Origin of the sequence: Amycolatopsis echigonensis (assembly GCF_014174495.1) — a bacterium.
Classification (GTDB): domain Bacteria; phylum Actinomycetota; class Actinomycetes; order Mycobacteriales; family Pseudonocardiaceae; genus Amycolatopsis; species Amycolatopsis echigonensis.
Map to the genome: position 1 here is coordinate 1 of NZ_JACJHR010000119.1, position 18,697 is coordinate 18,697.

Annotated in this window: 18 protein-coding genes; 17 read left to right on the forward strand and 1 reads right to left on the reverse strand. The window is 71.0% G+C overall.

Features of this window, described 5'->3' with window-relative positions:
* Window positions 1-454: 454 nt before the first annotated feature.
* Window positions 455-1,591 (forward strand): acyltransferase family protein, encoded by a 1,137-nt coding sequence (locus H5411_RS42260; protein ID WP_312878731.1) that lies wholly within the window; start codon window positions 455-457, stop codon window positions 1,589-1,591.
* Window positions 1,592-1,730: 139 nt separating this feature from the next.
* Here the strand turns inward: H5411_RS42260 and H5411_RS42265 are convergent, their stop codons facing one another.
* Window positions 1,731-2,006: a YggT family protein gene (locus H5411_RS42265; protein WP_183127216.1), complete on the reverse strand. Its 276-nt coding sequence runs from the start codon at window positions 2,004-2,006 to the stop codon at window positions 1,731-1,733.
* A gap of 144 nt (window positions 2,007-2,150) precedes the next feature.
* On the opposite strand from H5411_RS42265, the gene H5411_RS42270 reads away from it, so the two are divergent.
* The 16 genes from H5411_RS42270 (at window position 2,151) to H5411_RS42345 (ending at window position 18,634) form a co-directional block, all read left to right on the forward strand.
* Window positions 2,151-3,851 carry an IlvD/Edd family dehydratase gene (locus H5411_RS42270; protein ID WP_183127218.1) on the forward strand — a complete coding sequence of 567 codons (1,701 nt, stop codon included), beginning with the start codon at window positions 2,151-2,153 and terminating at the stop codon, window positions 3,849-3,851.
* Entirely contained in the window at window positions 3,851-4,684 is an 834-nt protein-coding gene (locus H5411_RS42275) for a fumarylacetoacetate hydrolase family protein (protein ID WP_183127226.1), read from the forward strand. The genes H5411_RS42270 and H5411_RS42275 overlap by 1 nt, the downstream gene beginning before the upstream one ends.
* 87 nt (window positions 4,685-4,771) lie before the next feature.
* The gene (locus tag H5411_RS42280) at window positions 4,772-6,076 is read left to right on the forward strand and encodes an alginate lyase family protein (protein ID WP_312878732.1); all 1,305 of its coding nucleotides are present in this window, start codon (window positions 4,772-4,774) and stop codon (window positions 6,074-6,076) included.
* A gap of 106 nt (window positions 6,077-6,182) precedes the next feature.
* Window positions 6,183-6,467: an isoamylase early set domain-containing protein gene (locus tag H5411_RS42285; protein ID WP_183127229.1), complete on the forward strand. Its 285-nt coding sequence runs from the start codon at window positions 6,183-6,185 to the stop codon at window positions 6,465-6,467.
* 388 nt (window positions 6,468-6,855) lie between these two features.
* A complete protein-coding gene (locus H5411_RS42290) occupies window positions 6,856-7,470 on the forward strand; it encodes a TetR/AcrR family transcriptional regulator (RefSeq protein ID WP_183127231.1) in 615 nt (204 codons plus the stop codon).
* Window positions 7,471-7,476: 6 nt separating this feature from the next.
* Window positions 7,477-8,139 (forward strand): enoyl-CoA hydratase/isomerase family protein, encoded by a 663-nt coding sequence (locus H5411_RS42295; RefSeq protein ID WP_183127233.1) that lies wholly within the window; start codon window positions 7,477-7,479, stop codon window positions 8,137-8,139.
* Between the two features lie 127 nt (window positions 8,140-8,266).
* Complete coding sequence (gene crcB / locus H5411_RS42300) at window positions 8,267-8,734, forward strand: fluoride efflux transporter CrcB (protein ID WP_183127235.1); 468 nt, start codon at window positions 8,267-8,269, stop codon at window positions 8,732-8,734.
* The gene (crcB, locus tag H5411_RS42305; protein ID WP_101439473.1) at window positions 8,734-9,102 is read left to right on the forward strand and encodes a fluoride efflux transporter CrcB; all 369 of its coding nucleotides are present in this window, start codon (window positions 8,734-8,736) and stop codon (window positions 9,100-9,102) included. Before crcB (H5411_RS42300) ends, crcB (H5411_RS42305) begins: the two co-directional genes overlap by 1 nt.
* Before the next feature lie 113 nt (window positions 9,103-9,215).
* A complete protein-coding gene (locus H5411_RS42310; protein ID WP_101439474.1) occupies window positions 9,216-10,541 on the forward strand; it encodes a purine-cytosine permease family protein in 1,326 nt (441 codons plus the stop codon).
* Window positions 10,542-10,607: 66 nt separating this feature from the next.
* Complete coding sequence (locus tag H5411_RS42315; RefSeq protein ID WP_101439475.1) at window positions 10,608-12,158, forward strand: hydantoinase/oxoprolinase N-terminal domain-containing protein; 1,551 nt, start codon at window positions 10,608-10,610, stop codon at window positions 12,156-12,158.
* 3 nt (window positions 12,159-12,161) lie between these two features.
* Window positions 12,162-13,244, forward strand: coding sequence for a DUF917 domain-containing protein (locus H5411_RS42320; RefSeq protein ID WP_183127237.1), 1,083 nt, complete (start codon window positions 12,162-12,164; stop codon window positions 13,242-13,244).
* Window positions 13,245-13,329: 85 nt separating this feature from the next.
* Window positions 13,330-14,424: a DUF917 domain-containing protein gene (locus H5411_RS42325; protein ID WP_101439477.1), complete on the forward strand. Its 1,095-nt coding sequence runs from the start codon at window positions 13,330-13,332 to the stop codon at window positions 14,422-14,424.
* On the forward strand, window positions 14,421-15,140 hold the full coding sequence (locus H5411_RS42330) for an SDR family oxidoreductase (protein WP_101439478.1): 720 nt from the start codon (window positions 14,421-14,423) through the stop codon (window positions 15,138-15,140). Before H5411_RS42325 ends, H5411_RS42330 begins: the two co-directional genes overlap by 4 nt.
* 14 nt (window positions 15,141-15,154) lie before the next feature.
* Window positions 15,155-16,225 carry a DUF917 domain-containing protein gene (locus tag H5411_RS42335; protein ID WP_101439479.1) on the forward strand — a complete coding sequence of 357 codons (1,071 nt, stop codon included), beginning with the start codon at window positions 15,155-15,157 and terminating at the stop codon, window positions 16,223-16,225.
* Window positions 16,222-17,709, forward strand: coding sequence for a PucR family transcriptional regulator (locus tag H5411_RS42340; protein ID WP_183127239.1), 1,488 nt, complete (start codon window positions 16,222-16,224; stop codon window positions 17,707-17,709). Before H5411_RS42335 ends, H5411_RS42340 begins: the two co-directional genes overlap by 4 nt.
* A 58-nt stretch (window positions 17,710-17,767) precedes the next feature.
* Window positions 17,768-18,634 carry a helix-turn-helix transcriptional regulator gene (locus tag H5411_RS42345; RefSeq protein WP_183127241.1) on the forward strand — a complete coding sequence of 289 codons (867 nt, stop codon included), beginning with the start codon at window positions 17,768-17,770 and terminating at the stop codon, window positions 18,632-18,634.
* Window positions 18,635-18,697 lie beyond the last annotated feature (63 nt).

The following is an 18,697-nucleotide window of genomic DNA, read 5'->3' on the forward strand; positions in this document are numbered from 1 at the left end:
GCCCCCGGCGCCCATCCATACCTGCCCGCCGCGGAGCGCGCAGCGCGGCCGGACCACGCCCACCCCCGAGACCCATCCATACCCGCCCGCCGCGGAGCGCGCAGCGCAGCCGGACCACGACCACCCAAGATCGATCCAGCCGCGACCCGGATCACTCTCCGCACTTCGCGAACCGCACCCGTCCAGCGCAACCAAGCAAGCATTCGATCGTCACAACCAACGGGGGAATCCTCCACGCCCCAAGCTAAAACCCCTCGCTCACCGCAACCCGCAGCAGCAAACGACCGCACGAGCGACGAACCCTCCAGGCGGAAATCCCTCTGCCACCACGGCTTTCCCCGGAGCGCTCCTCTCCCCGGAGCCGCGAACCCGCGTCCTGTACCGGAAATGCCGCTCCCGACACGCCCCAGGGTCCCTCCCGGTCGCGCGAACCCCACCAGCTACGGTGACGCGCGTGTCCTCGTTCCGTCCGGTGAGCATGTCTTCGGGGAACCGGCGGATCAGCTGGGACCTCGTGCGCGGTGGGTGCGTCGTGCTGGTGCTGCTGTACCACGCGACCTTCATGAGCGTCGTCGTGCATCCGGAACTGGGGCCGCGGCGGTTCGTGTTCCCGCATCAGATCGGGGCGAGCCTGCTGCTCGTGATTTCCGCGTACTTCGCCGCCGTCACGATCGGGCGCGGGTCGCTCGGCCGGTACTGGTGGGGGCGGATCGCGCGGTTGCTGCCGCCGTTCCTCGCGGCGGTCGTGGCGATTTACTTCGCGCTGCGGTACCTGTCGCCGCCCGGCTGGTTCAGCCCGCGGTTCGGCGACCTCGTCGGCAATCTCCTGATGCTCTGGAACTGGAAGCCCGCCGACTTCCCCTTCCTCGACGGCTCCCACTGGACGATTCCCCTCCAGCTCATGGCGTTCACGTTCGCCGCGCTGCTCTACCGCGGCAGCTGGGGCCACGGCCGCAAGTTCCGCGTCCTGATGTGGACTGCCCTGCTCGTCCCGCTCGCGCAGTGGCCGCTGCGCATCGCCGGTCCGCCCGAGTGGTACCGCGTGATCGTCGACGGGTTCGGATTCCACCGCTGGCACCTCTTCGTCGCCGGCGTCGCGGTCTGGCTCTGGACGAAGAAACGCATGTCCACGACGGAATTCGTGCTGCTGGAAGTCCTCTGCGTCACCGCGCACGCGCTGCACGGCGCGGCCGTCACCCCGGCCGGGATCGACGTCGAATGGGGCTCAACGCTCGGCATCGCGGCCGGGATCGCGGTGATCTCGCTCGCCGCGGCCGGCCCGGACTGGAACCGGTTCCTCCCGTCGTTCGCCCAGCGCGCGATCACGTGGTTCGCCGGCATCTCCTACGGCGTCTTCCTGATCCACCAGGCCATCGGCTACCTCGTGCTGCACTGGCTGTCCGGCCTCGGCGCCGACCCGCTGCTGCAAACCGCCGCCATGATCGCCACCGGCGTCCTCCTGGGCTGGGCCCTCACCCGCCTGGTCGAACGTCCCGCCCACCGCTTCCTCATGCGCGGCTACGACTCCTGGGCCGCCCGCCGACGCCCCGACGACGAACCGACCCCGGTCGCCGCGGGAAAGCCCGGCTGACGCTCAGCGCTTCGTCAGCCCGAACCAGCGCGCCGGAACCCGCCTGAACGGTCCGGCACAAGCCGGTCAACTGTGCGCGGCTTCGACCGCCTGGTGAACCAGAGCTCCACCTCGCAGCGGCAGGCAAACCGGCGGCCGCTCACAACGCGAACGCGACCGACCGCACCACCAACGCCGCCACGAACACCACCGTGAACGCCAGATCGAACGCCACCCCGCCGGCCCGCACCGGCGGCAGCACCCGCCGCACCGGGGCGAGCACCGGTTCGGTCGCCCGGTGGCTGATCCGGCGCGCCTGGCCGAGCCACGCGGGCCCGGTCGCGACCAGCCGGGTCCAGTCCAGGACCATCCGCACCACCAGCACCACGATGAACACGGTCAGGACGTACCCGACCAGGGTCCCGATCAGGCTCATCGCACACCTCGCGTTTCCGGGGACGTACTCACCCCTCCAACGCCCGGCAGCCCCGCGAAGTGTCCGGTTCACCGGATTTCTCAGCCGATTGCCAGGATCCGCCCGATCGGGTATCGAGGAGGTTCCGGAGAAGGGAGTCGGCGGGTGCGCAGTGCGGCGTGGTTCGGGGCGTCCGGCCGGGCGGGGATGATCCACCGGTCGTGGATGCGGTCCCAGGGCTTCGGCCCGGAGGTGTTCGACGGCCGCCCGGTGATCGGGATCGCGGTGAGCGCCTCCGAGCTGGCCCCGTGCAACGTCCACCTCGACCGGGTCGCCGAAGCGGTCAAGCGCGGCGTCTGGCAGGCGGGCGGCTTCCCGCTCGCGTTCCCGACGATGGCGACCGGCGAGACGCTCATGCGCCCCACCGCGATGCTCTACCGCAACCTGATGGCGATGGAGGTCGAGGAGCTGATCCGCGCCAATCCGCTCGACGGCGTCGTCCTCCTGTCCGGCTGCGACAAGACGACCCCGGCGATGCTGATGGGCGCGGCGAGCGTCGACCTGCCCGCGGTGATGGTCACCGGCGGCCCGATGCTCAACGGCAAGTTCCGCGGCGGCGACGTCGGCTCGGGCACGCACGTCTGGAAGTTCGAGGAAGAACTCAAGGCCGGCCGGATGACCGAGGAGGAGTGCTTTTTCGCCGAAGGCTGCATGGCCCGTTCGAACGGCCACTGCATGACCATGGGCACCGCCTCGACGATGGCCTGCCTCGCCGAAGCGCTCGGCATGCAGCTGCCCGGTTCGGCCACCTGGCCCGCGGTCGACGCCCGCCGCTTCGAGACCGCGCAAGCAGCCGGTCAGCGCATCGTCGCGATGGTGGAGGAAGACCTGCGGCCGTCGCAGATCCTGACTCGCGCGGCGTTCGAGAACGCGATCCGCGTCAACGCGGCGATCGGCGGGTCCACCAACGCGATCGTGCACCTCCTCGCGCTGGCCGGCCGCGTCGGCGTCCCGCTTGCGATGAGCGACTTCGACGAACTGGGCCGAGCCGTCCCCACGCTGGTCAACCTGATGCCCTCGGGCCGGTTCCTGATGGAGGATTTCTGTTACGCCGGGGGAGTTCCCGTGGTGCTGACGAGGCTCGCCGAAGCCGGACTGCTGCACGCCGACGTCCGCACGGTAACCGGCAAACCCCGGGAACCCGCGGAGTGCTGGAACGACGACGTGATCACGACAGCCGAGGCGCCGTTCCAGCCGCCCGGCACAGGAACCGCTGTGCTCACCGGGAATCTCGCCCCGGAGGGCGCGGTGCTGAAGCAGTCGGCCGCGTCGCCGGAGCTGCTCACGCACACCGGCCCGGCGCTGGTCTTCGACACCGCGGAGGACTACCACCGCGTCGCCGACGATCCGGAACTGCCGATCACCGCCGACACGATCCTCGTCATCCGTGGCGCGGGCCCGAAGGCTTACCCGGGCATGCCGGAGGTCGCGAACGTCCCAGTGCCGAAGAAGCTGATCGAGCAGGGAATCACCGACGTGGTGCGGATTTGCGACGGCCGGATGTCCGGCACCGGGTACGGCACGGTCGTGCTGCACGTGAGCCCGGAGTCGGCGGTCGGCGGCCCGCTCGCACTCGTCCGCACCGGCGACCGGATCACGCTCGACACCCCGGCGCGCCAGCTGACCCTGCACGTGCCCGACGACGAACTCGCCGCCCGTCGCGCAGCGTGGACGCCGCCGGAAAGCCCGTACCGCAGCGGCTACACCTGGCTCTACCGCGAGCACGTCACCCAGGCCCACCTCGGCGCGGACTTCGATTTCCTGCACGGCACCCGCGGTTCGGCCGTGCCGAGGGATTCGCACTGATGCGCCGCCTCGTGAAGACTGTGGCGGGCTGGCAGATCACCGACGGCGAGTCCACCGGCGCGCTCCCGCCAGGGACAACGCTCGGCGCCCTGCTGGCGTTGTCCGCTGCCGAGTTCGCCGAAGCGCTGGCGATCGAGCTGACGCCAGGAGAGCCGGATGAGCTGCGAGCGCCGGTCGACGACGACACCGAGGTATGGGCCGCCGGAGTCACCTACGAAGTGTCGCGCGAGGCGCGGATGGAGGAGAGCGGCGACGCCGACGTCTACGCGCGGGTCTACGAAGCGGAGCGGCCGGAGCTGTTCTTCAAGAGCGTGGGGCATCGCGTGCGCGGGCCGGGCGAGCCGATCGGCGTGCGCGACGATTCCACGTGGGACGTTCCGGAACCCGAATTGGCGTTGGTGTGCAACGCAAGCGGGGAGATCGTCGGCTACACGATCGTTGACGACGTGAGTTCGCGCAGCATCGAAGGCGAGAACCCGCTGTACCTGCCGCAGGCCAAGATGTACCGCGGCTCGTGCGCGGCCGGGCCGTGGATCGTGCCCGCGCAGGAGATCCCGGACCCGTACGCGCTCGGCATCACCGTGACGATCCACCGCGCCGGAGGCCTGCTCTGGACGGGGGAGACGTCCACCGCGCGGCTGCACCGCCGGTTCGCGGATCTGGTGTCGTGGCTCTATCGCGGCGACGTTTTCCCGCGCGGCGCCGTCCTGGCCACCGGGACATCCGCTGTTCCCGGCCCGGACGTCACGCTCGAGGCAGACGACGAGGTCACCATCATGATCGAGGGCCTCGGCACCCTCCGGAACCCGGTTCGGCGCGGCCGGTCCGCCTGACTTCCTCTTGACGCGGCGAGGCGCGTTCGGTTATTCAATCCCAGTTCACATATCTGTGGAATGTTCATATTCTTGAATGGAGTTGCGGTGCTGCCTCCTTCCCGGTCTTCCCGTCCGCGTCGTCTCGCGGCGGTTCTCGCGACGGTCGCGGGCCTGCTCGCGGCCAGTGCCGGAGCGGCGACCGCCGCGCCCGCGTCCAGGTCGTGTTCGTTCGTCTGCGTGCCGGACACCGTGGTGCTCGACGGTGTGCACCTGGCAGGCAACAAAATCGGCCTGCGGGCCGGGAATCCGACGCTGCGCACGTCGCTGTCGAACTTGGTGAAGCAGGCCGACGACGCGCTGACCAAGGGCCCGTGGACGGTCATGGACAAGGTGCGCGTCCCGCCGAGCGGCGACAAGCACGACTACCTGAGCCTCGCCCCGTACTACTGGCCGAGCCAGCCGAAAACGCCGGAGAACCCGCAGGGCTGCCCGTACGTCGACCGCGACGGCGAGGTCAACCCCGAGATGAAGAACGTGCCGGACAAGGCCGAGCGGCTCGTCGCGTTCAACTCGATCTACCAGCTTTCGCTCGCCTGGTACTACACCGGCAAGGCCGAATACGCCCAGCGCGCCGAGCTCGACCTGCGCACCTGGTTCCTCGACGCGGCCACGAAAATGAACCCGAACCTGAACTTCGCGCAGGGCATCCCGTGCAAGACCGACGGGCGGGGGATCGGCATCATCGAGTTCTCCTACACCTTCACCCAGGTCCTCGACGCCGCCCGGATCCTCGAAGCGGGCGCGCCCGGCTGGACCAAGGCCGACGGGAAGGCGTTCCGCGGCTGGTCCTCGGACTTCCTGACCTGGCTGCGCACCAGCAAGAACGGCACCGACGAGGCCAAGGCGACCAACAACCACGGCACGTTCTACGACCTGCTCATCGCGGCGACGGCGAGCTACGTCGGCCAGCGCGACCTGGCCCGCCGGATCGTGCGCGACTCCGGCAAGGCCCGGATCGACCACCAGATCGCCGCGGACGGCAGCCAGCCCGAGGAATCCACCCGCACGCGGACGTACCACTACCACACGTTCAACCTGGTCGCGCTGACCCGGCTCGCGCAGCTGGGCCGGCACCTGGGCGTGGACCTGTGGTCGTACCGGAATCCTCAGGGCGGCAGCATTTTCGCCGCCGTCGACCACCTGCTCCCGGCGGCCACCGGTGCTTCGCCGTGGCCCTTGCCGGACATCCATTTCACGCAGTACGCCGCCCTCGACAGCGTCCACGCCGCCGCCGACGCGGGGGACTGGAAAGCCCGGGCCGCGATCGGCCGCATCCCGGTCCCGCCCGGCGGCGACCTGTTCCCGGTGCGCCCGGCGGCCGAGCAGCTGGACGACGTCTCCACGACCTGACCCCCGGTTTTCACCCGGACGTGGCATCCGCCGCGTCCGGGCTTCCGGCGGCGGTCATGGAACGATTCAGAACGACCGATTCGCCGGAACGGGAAAGGGAAACGCCGTGATCAAGACCAGCCGCAAGAACGGCTCCGGGGCCCGGCGGGTGACGTTCGTCCTGCCGCTCGACACCCCGCCCGGACCGGTGAGCGTGGTCGGCGACTTCAACGACTGGCAGCCCGGCCGCCACGAACTCCGCAAACGCTCGAACGGCACGCGCTCGGCCGCGGTGGAAGTCCCGCCGGGCGCGCGGCTGCGCTTCCGCTACCTGGCCGAAGGCGGCCGCTGGCTGGACGACCCGGACGCGACCGCCCGCGACGGGATGGACTGCCTCTACATCGCGGACTGACCCGGACCGCCCCAGTCTCCCCCGGGCCGGCGAGGTCCAGCCGTCGGGAAGGCGGCCCGGCTCACGGAAACGGGGCGGAGTTCCTCCTGCGCGGCGAACGTCGGCTGGCTGCCCTGCCGAGGGCGGCTTGGACTGGGGAAGCGGCGCGGCCGGGCCAGACTCCCGGCAAGCCCTGCGCGCGGCAGCGCTTTGGCTGGCAGTCGACCGGTGCTGTGTCGAGGGTGCCTGGATCAGGCGATTAGCGCGGTCCGCTCGGGTTCCCGGCGCCGAACCCCCGGCGTCTCGCCAGCGCGAACACCGCTTCTTCCCGGCGCAAGCCCCACCGCCTTCTGCGTCCCGCATCACCCCGCCCTAGTTTTGGAGCACGCGCTCCATTACTATCCTCGCCATGCCCCGCCCCCGGATCCACGATCCCGAGCTGATCCTCGACACCGCCGAGCGTCTCATCGCCGACTCGGGTCCCGAGGCGCTCACCGTCCGGCGGCTCGCGCTGGAAGCGGGCGTCCCGAACAGCACGATCTACCACGCCTTCGCCAACCTTCCCGCCCTGATCGGCCAGACCTGGCTCCGGGCCGCCACCTTCTTCCTCGACGAACAAGAGCGGCTGGTCGACGAAGCCTCCGACCCGGTCGAAGCGGTAGTCGCGGCCGCCGACACGCCCGCCGTGGTCGCCGACGCGCGTCCGGACGCCGCGCGGATGATGATCGCCGTCCCGTCCAAGCGCGTGCTGGGCCCGCAACTGCCCGACGAACTCGCGGAAGCCTTGCACGCCTTGGACAAACGCCTGGTCCGCCTCCTCGTCCGCCTCGCGCGTCAGCTCTGGAACCGCGGCGACGGCCAGGCTGTAGAGGTCATCACGGCCTGCGTCGTCGACCTTCCGACCGCCCTGCTGCGCCGCGAACTCGCCACCGGACCCGCCAGCGCGGACAGTCGCGCACGGCTGGCTGCGGCGGTCCGTGCCGTCCTCGCCCTGGAACCACCGACAAAGTCCAGAAAGGACTGACCGCACATGCCCACCCTCACCGCCACCGGCCCAGTCCACATGCTCGACTTCGGCGCGGACGAAAACCGTTTCGCCCCACCGTGGCTGGACGAAGTCCACGCGCATCTCGACACGGTCACCGCGGGCAAGGAACCCGCCGCGCTCGTCACGATCGGCCGCGGCAAGTACTACTCCAACGGCCTCGACCTCGACTGGCTCACCAGCCACCCCGACGACGCCGGCAAGTACGTCGCCGGCATCCACGACCTGTTCGCCCGCGTGCTCGCGCTGCCGGTCCCGACGATCGCCGCGGTCAACGGGCACGCCTTCGGCGGCGGCGCGATGCTCGCCATGGCCCACGATTTCCGCATCATGCGCGAGGACCGCGGCTACTTCTGCTTCCCCGAGGCCGACCTCAACCTCCCGTTCACCCCGGGCATGGCCGCCCTGGTGCAGGCGAAGCTCACCCCGGCCGCCGCGGTCGCGTCGATGACCACCGGGGGCCGGTTCGGCGGTCCGCAAGCGAAAGCGCTCGGCCTGGTCGACGCGACCGCCGCGCTGGAAGACCTGCGCACCGCGGCGATCGACCGAGTCGCTCCGCTGGCCGGAAAGGACCGCGGCACGCTCGGAGCGATCAAGTCCACTATGTTCGGTCCGGCGCTGACCGCGTTGCGGGAGGCGGGGAACTGATCGGGTAAGCTCGCGTCCGCGCGGCGGTGGGGCTCGCCGCTCCGGGATCGCCCGGACAACCGCGGCCGAGGCCGCCAACAGTCCCTGCTCGAACGGTGATCCGTGCCCGTGGAGTAGGGAGAAGACTGTGCCTGAAGAACCTCTCGACCCGGACGTCGACCTCCGGGATCCCGCGCAGCAGCGCGAACTCGTCCGGCACCATGTGTCGGTGCTCGGCGTGATCGCGCTCGGCGGGGCCCTCGGCGCGCTGGCCCGCTACGGCCTCGCGCAGGCCCTTCCCGCCGAGCCCGGCGGGTTCCCGTGGGCGACCTTCTGGACGAACGTCGCGGGGTGCTTCCTCATCGGCGTGCTGATGGTGCTGGTCACCGAGGCGTGGTCGGCGCACCGGCTGGTGCGGCCGTTCCTCGGCGTCGGCGTGCTCGGCGGCTTCACCACGTTCTCCACGTACGCGGTCGAAGCGCGCAACCTGCTCCGGCCGGACACCGTGCCGCTGGCCTTCGCTTATCTCGGCGGAACGCTCGCCGCCGCGCTGCTCGCCGTCCTGCTGGGACACGCGATCACCCGCAAGCTGGTCCCGGTGGAGGTGGCTGTCTGATGACTGTCCTCCTCGTCTTCCTCGGCGCCGCGGTCGGAGCACCGATGCGGTACCTGACCGACCGGGCCGTCCAGTCCCGGCACCAGAGCCTGTTCCCGTGGGGCACGTTCACCGTCAACCTGATCGGCTGTGTCCTGCTCGGCGGGCTCGCCGGTGCCGGGACTGCGCTGCCCGCGGCGGTCTATTCGCTCCTCGGCACCGGATTCTGCGGCGCGCTGACGACATACAGCACGTTCAGCTACGAAACCGTCCGGCTGGTCGAGCGCCGGGCGTACTTCGTCGCGGCGGCGAACGTGGTCGTCAGCATCGCGGCGGGCGTCGGCGCGGCAGCGTTCGCGTACGAGGCTGTCCACGCCTTGGCCGGGTAAGGGTGCGATTCGCACTGCCGGACTGCCCGGGTTGTGCGGATCGCACGGTGACCTCGCCGGAGCCGCTGCTTACGGTGCTGGGAACCGTTCCCCTCCCGGATTAGGAGGTCGCCATGGCCTCGGCTGTCGGTGTCGACGATTACGCGCTGACCAGGGTGCCCGATTCCGCCCGTTATTCGTGGTGGTCGGTCGCTGTGCAGCGGTTCGGCCAGGTTTCCGCGTTGTCCCAGTTCCTGCTCGGCGCCACGATCGGCTTCGGGATGACCTTCGGGAACGCCGTGCTGGCGTTCACGTTCGGTTCGGTCATCCTCGAACTGATCACCGTCCTCGTCGGCGTGATCGGCGTCCGCGAGGGCCTCGCCACCTCGATGATCGCGCGCTGGACCGGCTTCGGCCGCGGCGGCTCCGCGCTCATCGGGCTGGCCATCGGGATCAGCCTGATCGGCTGGTTCGGCATCCAGTCCGCGGTGTCCGCGCAAGGTCTCGCCGCGCTGGTCGGCGGGCTGCCGGAATGGGGCTGGGCACTCGTGTTCGGCCTGGTGGTGACCGCGATCGTGGTCCGCGGCTTCCACTCGATGGCGTGGACGGCGTACCTGATGGTGCCCGCGTTCCTGATCCTGGTCGGCTGGTCGGTGGTCTCCGAACTGACCCGGCACGACCTCGGCGCGCTCGTGGCGTCCGCGCCGCCGGGCCCGCAGCTGAGCCTGCTGCAGGGCACGACGCTGGTCGCGGGCGGGTTCATCGTCGGCGCGGTGATCACGCCGGACATGACCCGGTTCAACCGCACCACCGCCGACGTCGTCAAGCAGACGCTCGTCGGCGTCACGCTCGGCGAGTACGTGATCGGCCTGGCCGGCGTGCTGCTCGCGCACGCGGTCGGCACGGCGCAGATCACCACGATCGTCACGTCGTCGGTCGGCTGGGTCGGGCTGCTGATCGTCATCGCGGGCACGATGAAGATCAACGACTGGAACCTGTACTCGTCCGGGCTCGGCGTCGTGAACTTCATCGGCACCGTGTCCGGCAAACGGGCGCACCGTGGCCTGGTCACCGCCGTGCTCGGCGTGGTGGGCAGCGTGCTCGCCGCGGCCGGGATCCTGTCGAAGTTCACCGATTTCCTGACCGTGCTCGGGGTCGCGTTCCCGCCCATCGCCGGGATCATGGTCGCGGAGTACTTCGTGGTGAAGCAGTGGCGCGGCGACCTGGAGGAGGCTCGCGCCCGGGGCGCGGTGCCCACCGACGCCCCGGTGTGGGTGCCCGCGACGATCGTCGTCTGGATCGCCGCCGCGCTCTTCGGCGAGTTCGTGGACTGGGGCCTGCCCAGCATCAACTCGCTCGTCGTCGCTTTCGTTCTGTACGTGGCCGCCGGGAAGCTCGGCCTGGTCCGCGGGGTCGGCAAGAGCCGCACCGCGGACGCCGAACCGGCCCCGGCCGCCTAAGCCCTCGTGGGCGGCGATCCCGGTGAGAACGGGGATCGCCGCTCCCGACACCTGGAAGGAGTTTTCGTGCGCATCGGCATCGACGTCGGCGGCACCAACACCGACGCGGTCCTGCTGGACGGCCGCGAGGTGCTCGCCTCGATCAAGACCAGCACCACCGAGGACGTCACCTCGGGCATCGTCGCCGCGATCGACGGGCTGCAGCGGCAGCGGGCGTTCGACCCGGCCGCGGTGCGGGCGGTGATGATCGGCACGACGCACTTCATCAACGCGCTGGTCGAGGCGCACCGGCTGGCCCCGACGGCGGCGGTGCGGCTCAGCCTGCCCGCCGGCGCGTCGCTGCCGCCGATGGTGGACTGGCCGCAGCGGCTGGTCGACGCGGTGTCCGGGCGCAGCTATCTGGTGCACGGCGGCCACGAGTTCGACGGACGGCACATCGCCGAACTGGACGAGAGCGAACTGCGCAAGGCCGCCGAGGACATGGGTGCGGCCGGGGTCCGCAGCGTCGCGATCACGTCGGTGTTCTCGCCGGTGAACGCGGAGTTCGAGGCGCGGGCGGCGGAGATCATCTCTTCGCAGCTGCCGGACGTCGCGGTCTCGCTGTCCCACGAAATCGGCCGGATCGGCTTGCTGGAGCGGGAAAACGCGACCGTCATCAATGCCGCGCTGCGCGAGTTGGCGGCGCACATCGTGGACGGTCTGGCCGCGTCGGTGACCGGTGCGGGCATCTCCGCGCCGCTGTACCTGAGCCAGAACGACGGCACGCTGATGGACGTCGATTTCGCGCGCCGCTACCCGGTGGCGACCTTCGCGTCCGGCCCGACCAACTCGATGCGCGGCGCGGCGGTGCTGTCCGGTTTGGACACTTGCGCGGTGGTCGACGTCGGCGGCACGACGAGCGACGTCGGCGTGCTGCGGCAGGGTTTCCCGCGCGAAGCGACCACGGACGTGAGCGTGGCCGGGATCCGCACGAACTTCCGGATGCCGGACGTCCTTTCGATCGGCATCGGCGGCGGCAGCCGGGTCCGCGGCGACGCGTCCGGCGTGACCGTCGGCCCGGATTCGGTGGGCTACGAGCTGACCTCGAAGGCGCTCGTCTTCGGCGGGGACACCTTGACCGCCACGGACATCGCGGTCGCGGCCGGCCGGGCCGAAATCGGCGACCCGTCGCTGGTCGCGCACCTCGACCGGGACTTCGTGAAGGCGGCGCTGGACCGGATCGCGGCGGATGTTTCCGACGTCGTGGACCGGATGCGCACGTCGTCCGAGCCGCTTCCGGTGGTCGCCGTCGGCGGTGGTTCGGTGCTGCTGCCGGACGAGCTGGCGGGTTCGGGCGAGGTCCGCCGGCCGGACCACTACGCGGTGGCCAACGCCATCGGCGCGGCGATCGCGCAGATCGGCGGCGAGGTCGACCGGGTGTACGTGATCGAGCCCGGCCGTCGCGAAGCCGTGGTGGACGAGGCGAAGCAGGAAGCGGTCGACCGCGCGGTGGCCGCCGGCGCGAGCCCGGCGTCCGTCGGCATCGTCGACTTCGACGAGGTGCCGATCCCGTACCTGCCCGGCAACGCCACCCGGATCCGGGTCAAGGCGGTCGGCGACCTGCAGCTGGGGGCGTGAACGATGCCGGAGATCAAGACCGAGATCACTGAACACGACCTGGACGACATCGCGCGCGGCGCGGCGATTCTCGGCACCGGCGGCGGGGGAGACCCGTACATCGGACGGCTGCTGGCGCATTCCGCGGTCCGCGAGCACGGTTCGGTGCCGTTGGCGAAACTGTCCGATTTGGACGATGACGCGGTGGTGCTGCCGGTCGCGATGATGGGCGCACCGACGGTGATGGTGGAAAAACTGCCGTCGGCCGAACAGGTCGGACTCGCCGCCCGGACGCTGGCCACCTACCTGGGCAAGGAACTCACGCACATCGCCTGCGCCGAAGCGGGCGGCGTCAACTCGCTGATCCCGGTCGTCGCGGCGGCGCAACTCGGGCTGCCGCTGGTGGACGCGGACGGCATGGGCCGCGCGTTCCCGGAACTGCAGATGGTTTTGCCGACGCTGTACGGAATCCGCGCGACGCCGATGTCCATTGCGGACGAGAAGGGCAACCGCGGTGTTCTGGACACTGTGGACAATCATTGGGCGGAGCGGCTGGCCCGGTCGGCGACCATCGACATGGGGTGCTCGGCGATGATCAGCAACTACGCGATGTCCGGTGCGCAAGCGCGCGAATCGATGGTGCCGGGCACGCTGACCCTCTGCGCGGAACTCGGCGCGCTCGTGCGGCAGGCCCGCGAAGCGCACGAGAACCCGGTGGACCGCGTCGTGGCGCGGCTGCGCGGCCGGACGCTGTTCAGCGGCAAGGTCGTCGACGTCGCCCGTCGCACCGTCACCGGGTTCGCCCGCGGCGAGGCTCGATTGTCCGGAATGGACGGTGACACCGGTTCGGAGATGGTGCTGCGCTTCCAGAATGAGCACCTGGTGGCCGAGGTCGACGGCGAGGTGCGCGCTTCGGTGCCGGACCTCATTTGCACGCTCGACCGTGAATCCGGCGAGGCCGTCACCACCGAAGGCCTGCGCTACGGCCAGCGGGTGACGGTGATCGCGGCCCCGGCGGACCCGCGCTGGCACTCCCCGGAAGGCATCGCGCTGGCCGGTCCCCGGTACTTCGGCTATGACTTGGACCCGATCGGGGTTGCAGGATGAGCGAAGTTTGCGAGCGAAACATCGGCACTGATGCTTGCGCCGCCGCGAATGTCATTGGCGTAGCTCCTTTTTCGGCGGTGTGGGCATGAGCTGGATTCTGACCGAAGACCACCTCGAAGACCTCGCCCGCGGCGCGGCCGTCCTCGGCACCGGTGGCGGCGGCGACCCGTACGTCGGGCGGCTGCTGGTGCGCGAGGCGATCCGCGAACACGGACCCGTCACCGTGCTCGACCCGGACGACCTGGACGACGACGCCCTCGTGATCCCGACCGCGCAGATGGGTGCGCCGACCGTCGTGCACGAAAAGCTCCCGAACGGCGCGGAGCCCGAACTTGCCTTGCGGGCGCTGGAAAAACACCTCGGCGCGAAGGCCGGCGCGACGATGCCGATCGAATGCGGCGGGATCAACTCGATGATCCCGCTCGTGGTCGGCGCGCGCCTCGGGCTGCCGGTGGTCGACGCCGACGGGATGGGCCGGGCGTTCCCGGAACTGCAGATGGAGACGTTCGGCGTCTACGGCGTCCCCGGTTCGCCGATGGGCATCGCCGGGGAACGCGGCGAAACCACGGTGATCGACACCGGCGCCGACAACCGGCGGATGGAATGGCTCGCCCGCGGGATCACCATCCGGCTCGGCGGCGTCGCGCACATCGCCGAGTACGCGATGAGCGGCGCGGACGTGAAACGCACGGCCGTGCCGCGGACGCTTTCGCTCGCGCTGAGCGTCGGCCGGGCGATTCGCCTTGCCCGCGAGGAGAATGCCGACCCAGTGGCGGCGTTGGCGACCGCGCTCAGAGACACGCTGTACTCGCATCTGCGGGTGTTGTTCCGCGGCAAAGTGTCCGACGTGGAGCGGCGAACCGAAGAGGGGTTCGCTCGCGGACGTGCCGCGGTCGTGTCCTTCGACGGCGAGCACAAGCTGGAAATCCTGTTCCAGAACGAAAACCTGGTGGCGCTCGTCGACGGCGAGGTGCGTTGCCTGGTCCCCGACCTGATCTGCGTGCTGGAGGCGGAATCCGCCGAGCCGATCACCACCGAAACGCTGCGCTACGGGCAGCGGGTCACCGTGGTCGGGATCTCGACGCCGCCGCTGATGCGCACCCCGGAGGCGCTGGCCACGTTCGGCCCGGCGGCCTTCGGGCTGGCGCACGACTTCGTGCCGGTGGAGGTGGTTTCGTGAGCTCGCTCCAGGGCCGGGTGGTCGTGGTGCTCGGCGGCGGTTCCGGGATCGGCCTGGAGGTCGCCCGGCGCGCGACGGCGGCGGGCGCGCTCGTCCGCCTCGGCGGCCGGACCGGCGACAAACTGCGGGCCGCCGCGGCGGAGCTGGGCCCCACCGTGACCTGGCAGGCGGTCGACACCACCGACCAGGAGTCGCTGGCGGAGTTCTTCGGCGCGCTCGACCGGGTGGACCACCTGTTCACGCCCGCCGCGTCCTACACCGTCGGCCCGATGCGGAACTTGACCGACGCGGAGGCGGAAAGCCCGTTCGTCACGAAGTTCTGGGGCCAGTACCACGCGGTGAAACACGCCGCACCGAAGCTGTCGGACGACGCTTCGGTAGTGCTGATGTCCGGAGTGGCGAGTGTGCGTCCGCCAGCCGCGGCCCCGGCGTACGTGGCGTGCAACGCGGCGATCGAAGGGCTCGGCCGTGGCCTCGCGGTGGAACTGGCACCGGTACGGGTGAACGTCGTCTCGCCGGGCACGATCGACGGGAACCTGTGGGCCGGGCGTCCGGCGGCTGCGAGGGAGGCGAGCTTCGCGCAGTACCGCGCGGACACCCTGCTGCACCGCGTCGGACGGGAGTCCGAAGTGGCCGATGCCGTGCTGTACCTGTTCACCAGCACTTACACCACCGGCTCGACGCTGTATCCGGACGGCGGCTACAGCTTCCGCTGATACGCTGACCAGCCATGCGCATCACCGCCGCGGACGTGCCGGCACTCGAACGCGGCGTCGCGCTGCTCGGGTCCGGCGGGGGCGGCGACACTGTCACCGCGGCGGTGCTGTTGCGGCGGCTGACCGAATCCGGCCGCGAACCCGTCGTGCACCGGATCGCCGACCTGCTGCCGGACACCCTGGTGGTGCCGACCGGGATCGTCGGCGCGACCGCCGCCTTCGCCGAGAAGCTGCCCAGCGGAGACGAATTCGCTTCGGCGATCGCGGCGATCGAACGCTGGACGGGGCAGCGCGCGCAGGCGCTGATGACCATCGAGATCGGCGGTCTCAACGGCCTGCTTCCGCTGGTCGTCGCCCAGGAGCTGGGTCTGGCCTATGTGGACGCGGACCTCTCCGGACGCGGCCTGCCGCGGCTCGACCAGTTCTCGGTCGCCGCGACCGGCCGCGGGGTCGCTCCGGCGGCGATGGCCGAACCCGGCGGCCGGGTGGTGGTGCTGGCCGCGGCGGCCGACTCGGTGGTCGAGAACGGGGTCCGCGCCTTCCTGTCCAGCTCCGGCGGCTGGGCGGCGATCGCGCTCGCCCCGATCCCGGCCGGCGAACTGGCCGACCACGCCGTCCTCGACACGACGAGCGAGGCGCTCGCCCTCGGCGCCCGCGTGCTCGCGGCGGGGGAGAGCCCGGACCTCGCCGTGCTGGAAACCGCCCTCGACGGCCAGGTACTCGCCCGCGGCCGGGTGCTGGAGGTGTCGCGGCACATCGGCCCCGGACAGCACGGCCACCCCGGCTTCGGGCGCGGCTCGGCGACCTTGACCGATCATCGCGACGGCGCGTTGCTGCGGCTGGAAATGGAGAACGAGTACCTGCTGGCGCTGCGGGACGGCCTGCCGGTGGCGTCCACTCCGGACGTGCTGTCGGTGCTCGACCGCCGCACCGGCGTCCCCCTGCAGTGCGACGCGATCCGCGCCGGGGTGGAGGTGGACGTCGTGTGCCTCGCCGCGTCGCCGTTCTGGACCGATCCGCGCCGCCGCCCGCTGCTGGAGCCGCGCGCGTACGGAATTGACTGCGATCCGGTGGTAGCCCCGTGATTCTCCGCCAGTTGCTCGCCCTGCCCTCGTGGGCCGGCTCGGTCCGGGTGTGCTCCGGGGAGTCCGGTTTGGACCGTCCACTCAAGACAGTCAAAGCCGCGTTGGACGCGTCCGGTGCCCCCGCGTCCGGAGAGCTGGTGGTGGTCGTCCGCCCGCTCGGTTCCGACTGGCAGATCGACGCACTCCTGCGCCGCTGCGCTGACTCCCAAGCCGCCGGGGTCCTGCTCCCCGGAACCGAACCCCTTGCCGCGTCACGTCTTCTGGCCGAACGGCTGTCGGTGCCGCTGCTGGTGACGTCCGCCGATCCGCTCGACCTGCTCGTGGACGCCCGCCTCGCGCTGGCCGCCCCGGACATCGACCGCGCCGAGGCAGTGCTCGCCGCGCACCGGGCGCTGGGGGAGCGGTTGCGGCCGCCCGAGGAGATCGTGACCGTGCTGCGGCGATTGCTGGATGCCCCCGTCGCTGTCCTCGACGGCCGCGGCGAGGTGCTCGCCGGAGAACTCGCTGAGGCCGCCCGCGTGCGAGTGCACGAGCCAGTCCCGCAACGCGTCGCCCTCGCGGACGGGGTTCTGCTCGCACACCCGGCCGAATCGTCGGTGTGGCTTGCCGCCGAGCTGACCGGAGCGAAGTCCCCACGCGCGGACGTCGTCGCCGCGACGCTGGCCGTCGCCGCCGGCGCGGTGCAGCGCTGGCTGCTGGCCCACCGCCTGGAACTGGAACGCGATGCCCGTTCCCGGTCCGCCCTGCTGGGCGACCTGCTGCGCCAAGACACCGAACCCGGTGCCGACCTGCGCCGACGTGCGGCGGATGCGGGCTGGCGACTCGGCGGCTGGCACGTCGGCCTGCGCATCGGCGTGCCCGCAGACGTCGACACGGTCTCCCGCACGCAGGAAGTCGTGCGTGCGCTCCGGGCGGAATCGATCGACGCCGTCACTGTCGAACACGGCGAGGGTTGGACCGGCTGGGTCACCTTCGAACAGGAGCCGACCGCGGAACGGGTGCGGGCACTGTCCGCGCGGCTCCGCGCCGTGCACCGCAGCCTTCGCCGCACGCTCGATGCGCACCTGGGCGTTGGCCGCCCGCACGCCGACGGTCTCACCGCGACAGTCGCCGAAGCCACTGACGCCGCCCGCCTCGCCGCGACCCGCCCGGAGACCGGGCATTTCCTGCACGTCGACCAGCTCGGCATGGCCCAGCTGCTCCTGGAATGGACCCGCACGGACACCTTCGAGCCCGCCGCGCGTGCGTTGCTCGCCCCGCTGGTCTCGGTGCCCGGCGACCTGATCCGCACTCTCGCGGCGTACCTCGACGCCGAGTCTTCGCTCGCCGAAACCGCGACTGTGCTGGGAATCCACCGGAACACCGTCGCCGCGCGGATCAGCCGGATCGAGCAGCTGCTGCACGTCGACCTGTCCCGGCCGGACGAACGGCTGGCCCTGCATCTGGCCGCCCGCGCGGTGATCCTCGCCCGGCCCGCTGAGTAGTACCGGCAGGGCCAGCTACCGCCTTGGTGATCGCCTGGGCGGAAGGCAGACTCGGGGCATGGGCAAGAACGACCTGGGCGATTTCCTGCGGGCCCGCCGCGGCGGGCTGACGCCGGACGAGATCGGTCTTCCGGCCGGATCCGGCACCGGACGGCGGGTCTCCGGCCTGCGGCGCAGCGAGGTCGCGCAGCTGGCCGGGGTGAGCACCGAGTACTACACCCGGCTGGAACAAGGCCGGGCCCGGCAGCCGTCCGAGCAGGTGCTGCACGCCCTCGGCGACGCGCTGCGGTTCGACGACATCGAGCGGCGGCACCTGTTCGCTCTCGCGGGAGCCACCGCCGAGCGCACGGACCGGGCCGAGCATTCGTCCCGGTTGCGTCCGGCACTGCGGCAGGTGCTGGACTCGATGGAACTGGCCTCGGCTTTCGTCAGCGACCGGAACCTCACCGTCGTCGGCGGGAACGCGTTGTGGGCATTGCTGTTTCCCGACGTGGCCGCGCTTCCGCGGCGGGAACGCAGCATGGCGCGCTGGACGTTGCTGGATCCGCGGGCCCGCCTGGTGTGGCGGGACTGGGAGCGCGTCGCCCGCGACTACGTGCACGGGTTGCGGCTGGCCGCGGCCGCGCAGCCGCGGAACCAGCACATCGCCAACCTGATCGGCGAGCTGATGATGCGTTCGCCCGAGTTCCCGGCGTGGTGGTCGGAACACCGCGTCCAGGAACGCAGCAGCGGCCTGAAACGCTTGCGCCATCCGGTCGCCGGCGATCTGGAATTGCAGTACGAGATCTTCGCGTCGGTCGCCGATCCGGGCCAGTCGATGGTCGTCTACAGCGCACCGGCCGGTTCGCCCTCGCAAGAACGGCTGCGGCTGCTGGCCAGCTGGGGCCGCGAACCCGCCGCTGAACGGGACCCCGCCGAGTCCTGACCTTCGCTCTCACCCAGGCCCCGCCGAACCCGCGGGGTCCATGCCGTCCTGCCCACTCACCAC